This window comes from Aliiglaciecola sp. NS0011-25 (assembly GCF_040370605.1).
Classification (GTDB): Bacteria; Pseudomonadota; Gammaproteobacteria; order Enterobacterales; family Alteromonadaceae; genus Aliiglaciecola; species Aliiglaciecola lipolytica_A.
Map to the genome: position 1 here is coordinate 54551 of NZ_BAABWR010000010.1, position 13852 is coordinate 68402.

The 13852-nt window shown below is 42.2% G+C and carries 10 protein-coding genes; 8 read left to right on the forward strand and 2 right to left on the reverse strand.

Annotated elements, in window-relative coordinates; translation table 11 throughout:
• Positions 1-93: 93 nt before the first annotated feature.
• From ABWV72_RS10290 to argA, 3 genes are read left to right on the forward strand one after another with little or no spacing between them, the layout of a single operon-like run.
• Positions 94-1326: an argininosuccinate synthase gene (locus ABWV72_RS10290; protein ID WP_216048810.1), complete on the forward strand. Its 1233-nt coding sequence runs from the start codon at positions 94-96 to the stop codon at positions 1324-1326.
• 2 nt (positions 1327-1328) lie between these two features.
• The gene (gene argH, locus ABWV72_RS10295) at positions 1329-2705 is read left to right on the forward strand and encodes an argininosuccinate lyase (protein WP_216048811.1); all 1377 of its coding nucleotides are present in this window, start codon (positions 1329-1331) and stop codon (positions 2703-2705) included.
• Positions 2706-2715: 10 nt separating this feature from the next.
• Positions 2716-4032 carry an amino-acid N-acetyltransferase gene (gene argA / locus ABWV72_RS10300; protein ID WP_216048812.1) on the forward strand — a complete coding sequence of 439 codons (1317 nt, stop codon included), beginning with the start codon at positions 2716-2718 and terminating at the stop codon, positions 4030-4032.
• A gap of 101 nt (positions 4033-4133) precedes the next feature.
• Here argA and ABWV72_RS10305 read toward each other — a convergent pair whose 3' ends face one another.
• Both ABWV72_RS10305 and ABWV72_RS10310 read right to left on the reverse strand, forming a co-directional pair.
• Positions 4134-5822 (reverse strand): NAD-dependent malic enzyme, encoded by a 1689-nt coding sequence (locus tag ABWV72_RS10305; protein WP_216048813.1) that lies wholly within the window; start codon positions 5820-5822, stop codon positions 4134-4136.
• A gap of 280 nt (positions 5823-6102) precedes the next feature.
• Complete coding sequence (locus ABWV72_RS10310) at positions 6103-8790, reverse strand: penicillin-binding protein 1A (RefSeq protein WP_353370389.1); 2688 nt, start codon at positions 8788-8790, stop codon at positions 6103-6105.
• Between the two features lie 139 nt (positions 8791-8929).
• Here ABWV72_RS10310 and pilM point away from each other — a divergent pair, with 139 nt between their 5' ends.
• Genes pilM through ABWV72_RS10335 form a run of 5 tightly spaced genes read left to right on the forward strand, consistent with a single transcriptional unit; the run spans position 8930 to position 13448 of the window.
• Positions 8930-9994, forward strand: a complete 1065-nt coding sequence (pilM, locus tag ABWV72_RS10315; protein WP_216049197.1) for a type IV pilus assembly protein PilM — start codon at positions 8930-8932, stop codon at positions 9992-9994.
• Complete coding sequence (locus ABWV72_RS10320) at positions 9982-10566, forward strand: PilN domain-containing protein (protein ID WP_353370391.1); 585 nt, start codon at positions 9982-9984, stop codon at positions 10564-10566. The genes pilM and ABWV72_RS10320 overlap by 13 nt, the downstream gene beginning before the upstream one ends.
• Entirely contained in the window at positions 10563-11162 is a 600-nt protein-coding gene (locus ABWV72_RS10325; RefSeq protein WP_216048816.1) for a type IV pilus inner membrane component PilO, read from the forward strand. The genes ABWV72_RS10320 and ABWV72_RS10325 overlap by 4 nt, the downstream gene beginning before the upstream one ends.
• The gene (locus ABWV72_RS10330) at positions 11159-11695 is read left to right on the forward strand and encodes a pilus assembly protein PilP (protein WP_353370393.1); all 537 of its coding nucleotides are present in this window, start codon (positions 11159-11161) and stop codon (positions 11693-11695) included. The genes ABWV72_RS10325 and ABWV72_RS10330 overlap by 4 nt, the downstream gene beginning before the upstream one ends.
• Complete coding sequence (locus ABWV72_RS10335) at positions 11688-13448, forward strand: type IV pilus secretin PilQ (protein WP_342805161.1); 1761 nt, start codon at positions 11688-11690, stop codon at positions 13446-13448. Before ABWV72_RS10330 ends, ABWV72_RS10335 begins: the two co-directional genes overlap by 8 nt.
• Positions 13449-13852 lie beyond the last annotated feature (404 nt).

The window sequence follows — 13852 nt, forward strand, 5'->3', positions numbered from 1 at the left end:
ATTGAGTGACTCGAAGTTCATTTTAAAAAATCAATCTGTTGAAGCTGATTTGTTCAAACTACAAATCAACACAAGTTTATTTAGGAAATAGTTATGTCAAAACCCGACGTTAAAAAAGTTGTTTTAGCCTATTCAGGCGGCTTAGATACCTCTGCCATTATTCCATGGTTGAAAGAAAATTATGATTGTGAAGTAGTCGCCTTTGCGGCAGATGTTGGCCAAGGCGATGAAGAATTAGAAGGTCTTCGTGAAAAAGCCATTAAAACCGGTGCCAGCGAATGTTATATCGTTGATTTGAAAGAAGAGTTTGTTGCTGACTATATTTATCCAACAATCAAAACTGGCGCGGTATACGAAGGTGAATATTTACTAGGTACTTCAATGGCTCGTCCAGTAATTGCGAAAGCACAAGTTGAAATTGCCCGTAAAGTAGGCGCAGACGCGCTATGCCACGGTTGTACTGGTAAAGGTAACGACCAAGTACGTTTCGAAAGTACTTTTGCAGCACTAGCACCTGACTTACAAGTTATTGCACCTTGGCGTGAGTGGGATATGGTTTCACGTGAAGACTTATTAGATTACCTAGCAAAACGTGATATTAAAACCAGTGCTTCTGCCACTAAAATATACAGCCGTGATGCAAACGCTTGGCACATCTCTCATGAAGGTGGTGAATTAGAGGATCCTTGGTGTGAACCAACCAAAGGCATTTGGACCATGACCGTCGATCCAGAAGATGCGCCAGACAAGCCTGAAAGCGTTTCCCTAAGTTTTGATAAAGGACAACTTACTACAGTTAACGGTGTTGCTCTTTCGCCATATAACGCGCTAGTTGAACTGAACAAAATTGCAGCCAAACATGGTGTTGGCCGAATCGATATCGTTGAAAACCGCTTAGTCGGCATGAAGTCTCGTGGATGTTATGAAACTCCTGGCGGCACAGTCATTATGGCTGCGTATAAAGCGCTAGAGTGCATGGTTTTAGATAAAGCAGCATTAAAACACCGTGAATATTTAGGTTTAGAGTTTTCACACGTGATGTATGACGGACGTTGGTTTACTGCTCTTTCCGACTCATTGTTAGCAGGTGCCGAAGTATTTGCGCAACAAGTTACTGGTGACATCGTCATTAAGCTATATAAAGGTCGCGCTACTGTTACTCAACGTCGTTCACCAAATAGCTTGTATTCAGAAGATTTTGCCACCTTCGGACAAGACGATGTGTATGACCAAAAACATGCTGAAGGATTTATTCGTTTGTTCAGCTTATCAAGTCGTATTGCAACCTTAAATAAAAAAGCGCGCGACGCGAATAAAGGAAACTAGTCATGGGTTTATGGGGAGGCCGCTTTCAAGAGGGCAGCAGTAATATGTTCAAACAGGTCAACGACTCGTTGCCCTTTGATCGGATTTTGGCTAGCCAAGATATTCGCGGTTCAATTGTGTGGTCACGTGCCATTGCTAAAGCAGGTGTATTGACCACTCAAGAACAGCAACAAATAGAAGCTGCTTTAAATGAATTGCTAAGCAAAGCCGAAGCAGATGAATTGGATTTTGATGCCAGTAGTGAAGAAGATATTCACAGTTTCATTGAGTCGGCGTTAATTGAAAAACTTGGTGATCTGGGAAGAAAGCTTCATACCGGTCGCAGTCGTAACGATCAAGTCGCTACCGACTTTCGGTTGTGGTGTAAAGAGCACCTAGAAAGCTTGAAAGACGATTTACTGGCAATCAAAAGTGCGCTGGTACTGTCTGCTGATCGCAACAGAGACGTCATCTTACCTGGTTACACCCATTTGCAACGAGCTCAACCAGTACGATATCCGCATTGGTGTTTGGCTTATGTTGAGATGATCAAACGCGACATTAGTCGTTTAGAGGATTTGCTGGTAAGAATGAATCAATGCCCATTAGGCAGTGGCGCGCTAGCCGGCACGGTTTACGCCATTGATCGTCAGGAAATTGCTGAACAGCTGAGCTTTGGCTCTCCTTGCGCCAACAGTTTAGACGCCGTATCCGATCGAGACTATGTTTTAGAACTATTGTTTTGTGCCAGTACTTCAATGATGCACTTATCGCGCATGGCTGAAGATCTTATTTTCTTTAACTCTGGCGAAGCCGGCTTTATCACCCTTGGTGATGCAGTCACTTCAGGCTCGTCATTAATGCCGCAAAAGAAAAATCCAGATGCATTAGAATTGATGCGCGGAAAATGCGGCAGAGTATTTGGAAGCTTACAAGGTTTGTTGGTTACCATGAAGGGTCTTCCCTTGGCTTATAACAAAGACATGCAAGAAGACAAAGAAGGTGCCTTTGATGCAGTTAATCAATGGCATATCTGTTTGTGTATCGCTGCAGAAGTGGTAGACACTATTGAGTTAGATGCTCAACGGACTGCTCAGGCGGCCAAACAAGGTTATGCCAATGCTACCGAAATGGCAGATTACCTTGTTGCTAAAGGTATTCCATTTAGGACGGCACACGATATTTCTGGTCAAATTGTTCTAGCAGCCATTGAGCAAAACAAACCCATTGAAAATTTAAGCATAGCTGAATTGCAAACCTTCAGTTCAGTAATTGAAGATGATGTATATGCTGTATTAGAGCTTGAATACTTAGTGGACAAACGCAATATTTTAGGTGGCACAGGTGCTCATCCAGTGTTTGCAGCCCTTGATGCAGAACTGAAAAGTTTAAAGAGCTGAGGAACGAAAGATGGTGATGTCAGACATTGATGGCGTTAGGTTGTTTCGCAACTCAGCACCCTATATTAATTCTCATAGGGGCAAAACGTTTGTTTTAATGTTTGGTGGCGAGGCCGTTGAGGATGTTAATTTTCCTAACATTATCAATGATATAGCCTTGCTCAATAGTTTGGGTGTGAAGCTTGTTTTAGTGCACGGTGCAAGGCCACAAATCGATCAGCGCATTGCATTACGAGGGGTTGAAAAACGTTTCAACAATAATATTCGTCTCACCGACAAACAAACCTTGGAATCTGTAAAAGACGCCGCAGGCTCGGTGCGCTCGCAAATCGAGGCGCTATTAACCATGGGGCTAGCTAACTCGCCAATGCACGGAGCTCATATTCGTGTGTGTTCTGGTAATTTGGTTGTGGCTATGCCCATGGGCGTTAGAGAAGGCGTCGATTTTGAGCATACCGGTGTGGTAAGACGAATTGACGTGATGGGCATCAACGATCATCTTCAGGATGGTTCAATCGTATTGCTTTCACCCATGGGTTACTCGTCTACGGGCGAAGTCTTCAACTTATCTCATGAAGATGTCGCCACACAAGCTGCCATCAGCTTAAACGCCGATAAGTTGATTGTTTTTTCTGAACATCAGGGCATTTTAGATGAAACAGGGAAGCTGCGTCGTAATATCGATTCAGCCCAATTATCTGATTTGCTTGAAGAAGGTGCCAGAGAAGACCAGTTAGGAATATTGGATGCCATTAACCAGACAATAGCCGCTGATATTCCTCGCTGTCACTGTGTCAGTTACAAAAAGGACGGCGCCTTATTGCAGGAGTTGTTCACTCGTGACGGTTCAGGCTCGCTTGTTTCTAAACGCCATTACGAGCAACTTAGAAAAGCACGAATTGAAGATGTGGGCGGGATCCTACAACTGATCAATCCTCTCGAAGAAAAAGGTATTCTGGTTAAACGTTCTCGAGAACTCCTTGAAGCGGAAATTGAACAGTTCACGGTCATAGAGCGAGACGGTATGATTATCGCCTGTGCTGCCTTTTATCCTTACCCGCAGGATGGTACTGGTGAGCTTGCCTGTGTTGCTACCCATGGTGATTATCGCGGCAAAAGTCGTGCTGAACGTCTGCTCGAAGCAATTCGACAAGATGCCATTGAGCAGGGTTTAGAGAGTATTTTTGTGCTGACGACAGTGACTGCACATTGGTTTCAAGAACAAGGATTCGTTTTGGCCAGCATTGATGCGCTGCCTGAATCGAAAAAGTTGTTATATAACTTTCAAAGAAATTCGAAAGTATTTGTAATGGCCCTTGATAAATAAACAGCCTTCTTATCTTGATGTGGGCTGAGCTCAAATTGCGAAACTATTTGACTGCGACAACACTGCCAACTATTTAACATAAATAGTTGGCAGTAAATCGATTAAATACTAGTACGTTTGTATTGACGATATTTAGGGTTCCAGAAATTAGCTTCAATACTAGCTCGTAAAGCTTCGTCAGAGGTCTCTAAAGCCAAACCTTGTTGTTGCGCAACCTTGCCTACTGCAAATGCAATCTTTTTACTCAGACTAGCAATGTCGGTTAAAGGCGGTAACAAAGATCCCTCACCTTCACTTGCTAGTGGCGAAGCAAGTGCTAAGGCTTCACTGGTTGCCATTAACATTTCTTCACTGACCAATCGAGCTTTTGTGGCCACCACACCCAAACCAATTCCTGGAAAGATATAACTATTATTACATTGGGCAATGGGGAAAATACTGCCGTTATATGCAACAGGAGCAAAGGGACTTCCGGTAGCGATAATAACTTGGCCGTTGGTCCATTCAATAACTTGCTCGGGTCTTGCTTCAACCTGACGGGATGGATTACTTAATGGGAAAATAATCGGCAAATCACAATTCGCTTTCATTCCGCGAATAACTTCTTCAGTAAATAGACCTGGCTGTCCGGAAACCCCAATTAGAATGTCTGGTTTTGCATGCGTAACTACGTCTAACAAGCTCGCCCATTCATTTTCAGTATTCCACTGCTTAATCACTTCAGGATTTTGTACTAACTTTTGCTGGAAGTCGCGAAGGCCCTGCATACCATCAGTTAACAAGCCAAAGCGGTCAATCATGAACACTTGCTGTCTAGCTTGAGCGTCGCTAATTCCTTCCTGGCACATACGACTGATGATCATTTCTGCAATACCACATCCTGCAGAACCTGAACCCACAAATACCACTTTTTGCGCACTTAATTTAACACCTTTGCTCAAACAAGCTGCGAGGATTGAACCTAGAGTAACCGCTGCTGTACCTTGAATATCATCGTTAAAACAGCAGACCTGCTCACGGTAACGTTCCAATAATGGCATGGCATTAGGCTGTGCAAAGTCTTCAAACTGAATCAAAACGTCAGGCCAACGTTTGTGGGCTGCTTGAATAAACATATCGACAAATTCATTATATTCATCGCCAGTAATACGTTTATGACGTGCGCCCATGTACATAGGATCGTCGAGCAATTTTTGATTATTTGTCCCTACATCCAACATCACCGGTAAAGTATACGCAGGACTAATTCCGCCACATGCGGTATACAGTGACAATTTACCAATGGGTATACCCATTCCACCAATACCTTGGTCACCTAAGCCCAAGATCCGCTCACCATCAGTTACCACAATGACTTTTACTTTACGTTTAGTGGCATTACGCAGAATATCGTCTATTTGCGTTCGTTCAGAATATGAAATAAATAAACCACGAGAACTGCGATAAATATCCGAAAACTGTTCGCAAGCATCCCCAACCGTCGGGGTGTAAATAATCGGCATCATTTCATCGATATGAGACTGCACTAATCGATAAAACAAGGTTTCATTATTGTCTTGTATCGCGCGCAAATAAATATGCTTGTTAATGGGTGAGGAAAAACTGGAATATTGCATATAAGCCCGTTCGACCTGCTCTTCAATGCTTTCATAGCGTGGCGGCAACAAACCGGTCAAATTGAAGTTTTCACGTTCTTTGGCGGTAAACGCACTACCTTTATTTAACAGCGGCGTCTCAAGTAGTGAAGGGCCAGAATGGGGAATATACAAGTATTTAGAAGTATTGCTCATTAGAGGTATTTTTTTTCCAGTTTTCTCTTTGTTATCAAGAGGATTTAAAGTGATTAGGTGTCAAGTAATAGCAAGTTTAACGAATATTCAGCTAAACTCAGTATCAATTTGTCTGGTCAGATGTGCATCAGAATTATTTATCTAATAACTCATCCATTTTCGCTCAATTTAAATGCGCCTCCGGCTCCTAAGTTAGCTACCAATTTACATTAGCGAACTTAGGAGTAAGGAACATTTGTTCTTATATATACGTTTGAAAAGTGAAACTTCCCTATCGGATCTAAAAAATATCCTCAGGTTCCACACTTTCGGATTGATCGCTTTCAAAGGGATCAACAACAGAGTCAGACTGAACTGAAGAGGTTGGCTCGGTACCCTTTATGAAATATTCAAACATAGACGTATAATCTGTACGTGTTGTGAGTTTACCCGTTGCTCTATCAATTCGAACCGTGATGATATTTTCAGGCATAGGTTTAATTTCTTGAGGCACACCATCAAGCGCTTTTTCCATAAAGCGAATCCATGCAGGTTGAGCTGCTTTCGCGCCATCTTCCGCGCCGATCATGGCGTTGCCAATCCAGTTAAATTTTTCAGGATTTTCGTTTATCAAATTCTGGTTACGAGATGTACGGCCTAGCATGCGACTCATATCATCAAAACCAACCCAAGAAGTAGCCACTAACCCTGGCGCAAAACCACTAAACCAAGTATCCCGAGAGTCATTGGTTGTACCGGTTTTACCCGCCAGATCGGTGCGACCAAGAATGTTTCTCGCCCGCCAGCCAGTGCCAAGCCAATAGGTATTGCGCTGGGGATCATTGCTCCATCGACCATTTCCTCGAACAGCTGTACGCATCATTTCGCGCACTAAAAAGGTATTTTGCGCAGACACCACTCTTTGGGCTTGGATTATTTCAGGCTGAGAATCGGCTTCTTCTTCTGGGAAACCGTTTAATTCAGCCGCCAACAAAGCCTCGATTTGCTGCTCTGTGAGCTCCTCTGAATTAAGCTCTGATGCATTGGTTACAGATGTTTGCTCAGCATTGTGAGTTTCACATTCTTCACACACTTGCGGAGGATTAGCTTGCCACAATATTTTGCCGTGCTCATCTTCAATACGTTGAATAAAATGAGGGCGCACATAATAACCGCCATTGGCAATAACCGACATTGCAGTAGCAACCTCTAGGGGAGTTTGTGAACCTGAACCTAGTGATAAGGTTTCATCTTTCGGAATTTCAGCGCGGTCAAAACCAAATTTACTCAGATGGTCAGCCGCGGCATTAATACCAATTGCCCGTAATAAACGCACTGACACTACGTTTTTCGATTTGCCCAAGGCGACCCGCATTCGAATTGGTCCGTCATACACAGCTGGCGAGTTTTGTGGCCGCCATGCTGTGCCAGTACTTGCATCCCACTGATTGATAGGAGCGTCATTAATAATACTTGCTAAGGTGTAACCCTGTTCTATTGCTGCGGAATATATGAAAGGTTTAATATTCGAGCCTACTTGTCTTTTAGCTTGAGTCGCGCGATTGAATTGACTCTGATAAAAACTATATCCACCGACGATTGCCTGCACCGCACCGTTTTTAGGATCCAGTGCCACAAAAGCACCACTCACCGTTGGCAATTGCGACAATTTCCAGATCCCTTCCTCGTTTTGCCTAATCCAGATCAATTGACCTGCAGCCACAATGTCAGCAGCACTTTTAGGATCCGGTCCTTGGCGATTGTCGTCAATGTAGGCTCTTGCCCAATGCATACCCTGCCATTCGATAGTTTGATAATTTCCTTGGCCATTAAAAACCACAAAACTGGTTTCATCAACCTGAGTAACAACTGCTGGGTAGAGCACTCCAATTGGCGTGTAAGCGTCCAAAACCTCTAGCATTTGTGATTCGTCCCAAGGCTCAGAATCCAAGGCTACCAATTCAGTATTTTGATCTTCACTGTTGTTTAGGCTTTGATTGTCATCTGGCTCTCCCCATAACACGCGAATAGGACCACGATAACCATGTCTTTCATCATAATCATGTAAATTACGTATTACTGCTGTTTGTGCGGCAAACTGCAAATCCGAAGGTGCGGTAGCGAAAACTTGATATCCGCCAGTTTCAGCTTCTTCTTTGCCATACAATTCAACCATTTCATTATAAATAAGATCGGCCAAATAAGGCGCATCTAACTGAATCTCAGCACCGTGGCGTTTAGAAATGACAGTTTCATTGCTGGCCTGATCAAACTCTTCACGGGTAATATATTCCTCATCGAGCATTCTTAACAATACGACTCGACGACGCGCTTTCGCTCTTTCTGGGCTGGAAATTGGATTCAAAGTAGAAGGCGCTTTAGGCAGTCCAGCAATAGTCGCTACTTCAGCTAAACTGAGCTCATTAACGGATTTTCCGAAATATACTTGAGCAGCAGCACCAAACCCAAAGGCACGATGCCCCAATTCAATTTTGTTTAAATACAGCTCTAAGATTTCATCTTTACTGAGCAAACCTTCCATGTGCCAAGCAATAAAGATCTCTTTTATTTTACGTATATAGGTTTTATCACGGGTTAAGAAAAAGCCTCTGGCTAGCTGCATCGTGAGGGTACTACCACCTTGCCCACGTTCGCCGGTTAAGACTAAATTAACAAAAGCCCGCGCTATGCCGATAGGATCTATACCAGGGTGTTCGTAAAAGCGACTATCCTCTATAGAAAGTACGGCATTTATTAATGATTGCGGGACTTCATCTAACTCTAACGGAATACGACGCTTGACCCCAAACTGTGAAATTAGTTTGCCGTCTTGTGTATAAATCTTCATGGGGGTTTGTAAGCGCACATCTTTTAGCACTTCAACACTTGGAAGATCGGGTTTGATATAAAAGTACATACCTACAATCGCTATCGTACCTAGCAGAAATGCGGCTATACTCATTATTAATAACAGTTTGATGTACTTCACAAAAATAAAACTACCAGAGCAAAATTGACTAAATGACTTATATTTTATACCTATGTACCGTTATTAGAACCATTAAAAACAAAAAAATGAGTAATAATGGTAAAACTAAAGCAACTAAGATGATTCGGAACTAACTGTGTTGAAAGAACTTTTCAAGAAAAAAGCTTCACAAATGATAGGTCTCGATATCGGTACACGGTACGTTAAGGCTGTTTTGTTTGAACAAGATGGCAACCAGACTAAGGTGCAGAGTTTCGCATGTGAGCAGATAAACGGCAATGCCTTTGCTGACAGAGAAATAAAAGATTTTGACGCCATAAGCAATGTGCTCAAAAAAGTGAAGTTGTCACTGAAAAGCAAAAATAAAAATGTAGTAGTCGCGATATCTGGCAGTTCGGTATTGAGTAAAATAGTTTATATGGATCCAGATCAACAGGACTTCGAGTTAGAAACCCAAATAGAAATCGAATCTGATAGTCTAATTCCTTATCCGTTAGAGGAAGTATATCTGGATTTTGAAGAGTTAGGTGAGAGTAAAACTCACATCGGTAAAGTAGATGTGTTGCTCAGCGCAGCCCATAAAGATGTGGTCGATAGTCGCATCACATTATTAAGAGAAGTGGAATTTGTTCCTAAAATCGTCGATATTGAAAATTATGCTTTGGGTAATGCAATTATCGAGTTCGCTGAATATCCCGCAGATAAACCAATATTGTGTTTTAATATTGGTGCCTCTCAATTACAACTCTGTGTCGTAGAAAATGACAGAGTTATTTATAGTAAAGAACACAGTTTTGGTATGAACAGCCTTATTCAAGATCTCAGCATAATCCATACCTTAGATAAATCAGAAACTGAACAGCAATTAGTAAACGGTGAGTTACCTGCAACATGGCGCGAAGATACCTTCCCAATATTTTTAGCGAACTTAAATCAACACATCAGCAAAGCAGTACAAATGTATATCAGTTCAACTGGCGCTGAGAGGCCAGAATCTTTGATGGTTTGTGGTGGCGGGGCAAATATAGAAGAAATTGCCGCGGCACTTGAAGGTGAATTGGCAGTGGAAGTCACCCTTTTCAACCCATTTGAACAAATGCAAATCTCTGAAAAAGCTGAACAGCAAGGTTTTCAAAAAGTTGCACCACAACTAGTGATTGCAGCTGGTTTAGCATCTAGGAGTTTCAAACCATGTCACATGTAAATCTATTACCATGGCGAGAAGAGCTTAGACAGAGACAGAAAAAAGATTTTTTAACACTATTATTTGCAGTCGCACTGTTTGTGATGATTATTGTGTATCTGGTGGGCATGTTAATCGATAGCAAGATTGCCAGCCAAAACCAACGTAACGCTTTTCTACAAGGTCAAATCGCGGTTTTAGATGCAGAAATAGCCAAAATAAAAGATATTAAAGACAGCAAGAAAGCCATTGAACAACGCATGGCCTTGATTGAACAATTACAAACCAGTCGCAACGTTGCGCCTATCGTATTTGATGAACTGGCTCGCTTGGTTCCCCCAGGTGTTTCGTTTCGCTCCTTCTCCCGTCAAGGCAATACCGTGGAGTTATCCGGGGTAAGCGAATCGAATAACCGCCTATCTTCATTTATGCGCAGGATTGAAGATTCGAAGATATTTGGTCAGGGTGAATTATCATCCATTGTGGCTGATACCTCAGCGCCCGATGCAGTCAGCGAGTTTAAATTAACATTTACCATAAACTCCTCAGTGGCACCGGACTTCTCTGAAACACCAGCAGAGGGTCAAAAATGAAATTTGATGTAAATAAACTCAAAGAGATGAACGAACTGGATTTCGAACAGGTCGCGAATTGGCCATTCGAAGTGAAAACCGTAGTTGCGCTTTTTGTAGCGATTTTAGTCGCGGTCGGTGGTTATTACGGATTAATCTCCTCTAAATTACCTGTGTTAGATAGAACCCAAGCCGAAGAAGTAGAGTTAAAACAGACATTTGCCGCTAAATACAGAATTGCGGTTAATCTAAAAGCCTATGAAGAACAGCTAGCCAGAATAGAAGCTGACTTTTCGTCAATGTTAAAATCACTGCCTACCAGTAACGAGACACCTGGCCTCATTGATGACATTACCTTTGTGGGCACGACTGCAGGATTGAATTTCAAACTGATTAACTGGCAACAAGAAATTCCTAAAGAGTTTTATACTGAATTACCGATTCAAATGGAAGTCACCGGTAATTACCATGAATTTGGCCAATTTGTATCTAACATTGCAGCATTACCGCGGATTGTGACTTTACATAACTTTGATATCACTCAACAGGGTTCTGAATTACGTTTACAACTTCAAGCCAAGACATATCGCACAGCGGTTTCGGAGCAAGGCCAATGAAAATAATCGTTTTGATAATGGCTGTTGTCATGCTGGCAGGTTGTGAGGCACAAACGGATGACTTGGTAACCTATGTGGTCGAAGTTAAGCAAAGCACCTCTATTAGCATAGAACCCTACCCCGAATTTAAAACCCAACCTGCTTTTGAATACAAAGCGGGAGGACTCCGCAGTCCATTTAAGCGACCTCGAAATGTAGCGGTACAAACGGTTGAAGCGAAACGCGAAAACTGTTTGCAGCCTGACTTCAACAGAACCAAGGGTCCATTGGAGGCATTTGGATTAGATGCACTAACGATCTCTGGTACTTTTACCAGTCAAGGACGACAGTGGGCCTTAGTAACAGCCAATGATGGTTCGTTACATAAAGTCACGACAGGAGACTACATAGGTTTGTTCTTCGGAAAAATTACATCGATCAACAATGGTAATATTTCAATCGAAGAAATGCTGCCTGATGGCGCCGGATGCTGGCAAAAAAATAAAGCAACACTGAGTATGTCTTCACAGGCAGGAGAAAATAATAATGTCTGAACGTTTTATCTTTAATCATAAACTAAATAAAGCTAAGCATAATTGGATTTGGCTGAGTTTAGTACTTGCCGGAATATCTTGCGTTTCGTTTAATTCAGCGGCCCAACAAGTTCAGCCAGTATTAGTTGACCCAGAAAAGAAGGTGGCGAGTGTTTTTCGTTCCGAGTTGACCGATCTCAATTTCAAACGCAATTCAACCGGCGGTGCACGTGTCACTTTAGATTTTAATAATGCTGATTTCCAAATGCAGTTATCGCAAGGAAATCAAAAGCTGATTTTAACCCTGCCTGCGGTCAAACTTGCTGATGACCAGTTATTCACCCTTGATGTAATAGACTTCGCCACACAAGTATCCGATATAGAAACCTTTCAGGAAACGAAAGGCAGTAAAATTGAATTTAAATTACTCAGCAAAGCTAACTTTACCCATAAAAAGAATGGCAATCAGTTAGTAATTGAAATTGAAAAAGACGATCAACCAGAAGCTAGTAAAGCCGAATCAGCCTTTACCGGTGAGCCGATTTCATTAGACTTCCAAGACGTCCCTGTTCGACAAGTATTGCAAATTATTGCACAGGTGAACGGGTTCAATTTAGTTACCACAGACACGGTAAATGGCAATGTAACCATTAGTTTATCTGGGGTGCCATGGGATCAAGCTCTTGAGATGATTCTAAAAATTAAAGGCCTAGACAAACGTCTTGAAGGTAATATTCTTCTTATCGCCCCTTCTGAAGAACTCACAGCCCGAGAAACACAGCAATTACAATCTAAACAACAAGTGGCTGATTTAGCACCTCTGAGCGCGGTAAATATTCAAATAAACTATGCCAAGGCAGCTGAAATGGCAGCGATTCTAAAATCTGCTGATGCCAGTATTCTCAGTGCAAGAGGCTCAGTAACCATTGATGAGCGCACCAATACAGTATTGCTACGTGATACCGCGGCCTCTGTTGAGGAAGCTCGTGCATTGATAAAAGCGCTGGATATTCCCATCAAACAGGTGTTAATCGAGTCAAGAATGGTTACCGTACGAGATAATGTCGATGAGCAACTTGGCGTTAGATGGGGCATCAGTGACAGCACTTCCGATGGCGGTATTTCTGGCTCGTTAGAAGGCGCGAACGACATCGCCGCTGGCATATTCCCTGATTTGGCTGATAGGTTAAACGTTAATCTCCCAGTCTCTAATCCTGCGGGCAGCATTGGAATTCAAATCGCTAGACTGGTCGATGGTACCATCATTGATTTAGAACTAAGCGCGCTGGAGACCGAAAATAAAGGTGAAATTATTGCTAGCCCACGAATTACAGTGGCCAATCAGCAGGAAGCCTATATTGAACAAGGTACTGAAATTCCTTATGTACAAGCAACATCAAGTGGCGCGACTTCTGTAGAATTCAAAAAAGCGGTATTAAGTTTAAAAGTTACACCGCATATCACTCCTGACAATCGTGTCATTTTGGATTTGGTCGTAACTCAAGATACTCGCGGTGAAACTGTCTCCACTTCGACTGGACCGGCGGTAGCAATCGATACCCAAGAGATCAGCACTCAGGTATTGGTAGAAAATGGTGAGACCATTGTACTAGGGGGGATTTTCCAACAGACATCAACTGATGACGTGTCTAAGATACCGCTGTTGGGAGACTTGCCAGTTGTCGGTAGCCTGTTCCGTAATTCTCAAAAGGTAAATGAAAAACGTGAACTATTGATTTTCGTTACACCTAAAATTTTGGTTGATTCCCTATAACCAATTCACCGATTTTATTTTTGACGACTTAAGGGCAATGTTATTGCCCTTTTTTACAGCTAAGTCATGTATCAGCCAATTGAATATTTTGAGATTTTTTGATTGTGTCTGGCAAATTTAGGTTCAAGTTTAACGCAATCAACATTAGACTCTGTATGAATCGCTAGATTGTCCCTGCTTACTGTTTTATTTATCCATTTTTGACATATTTTAGGGTTTGTTAACCGCGACAATGGACGCAGATAAGGCATCTTTACAGCAATAGATTTAATCTTGGAACAAATTAAAAGCAACAAAACTTGCAAATTTCAGCATATAACTGAGATAATCGCGCTCTCGAAATTTCGACGAGGTCATGTTCAGACCAATTACTTAAACGAATCGAGTCAATTTTATTTAATTAT

Bases quoted from the DNA above. Each gene is read 5' to 3' on its own strand.
- ABWV72_RS10290 (WP_216048810.1), top strand. From the start codon at position 94: ATGTCAAAACCCGACGTTAAAAAAGTTGTTTTAGCCTATTCAGGCGGC.
- argH (WP_216048811.1), top strand. From the start codon at position 1,329: ATGGGTTTATGGGGAGGCCGCTTTCAAGAGGGCAGCAGTAATATGTTC.
- argA (WP_216048812.1), top strand. From the start codon at position 2,716: ATGGTGATGTCAGACATTGATGGCGTTAGGTTGTTTCGCAACTCAGCA.
- ABWV72_RS10305 (WP_216048813.1), bottom strand. From the start codon at position 5,822: ATGAGCAATACTTCTAAATACTTGTATATTCCCCATTCTGGCCCTTCA.
- ABWV72_RS10320 (WP_353370391.1), top strand. From the start codon at position 9,982: ATGTCACATGTAAATCTATTACCATGGCGAGAAGAGCTTAGACAGAGA.
- ABWV72_RS10325 (WP_216048816.1), top strand. From the start codon at position 10,563: ATGAAATTTGATGTAAATAAACTCAAAGAGATGAACGAACTGGATTTC.
- ABWV72_RS10330 (WP_353370393.1), top strand. From the start codon at position 11,159: ATGAAAATAATCGTTTTGATAATGGCTGTTGTCATGCTGGCAGGTTGT.
- ABWV72_RS10335 (WP_342805161.1), top strand. From the start codon at position 11,688: ATGTCTGAACGTTTTATCTTTAATCATAAACTAAATAAAGCTAAGCAT.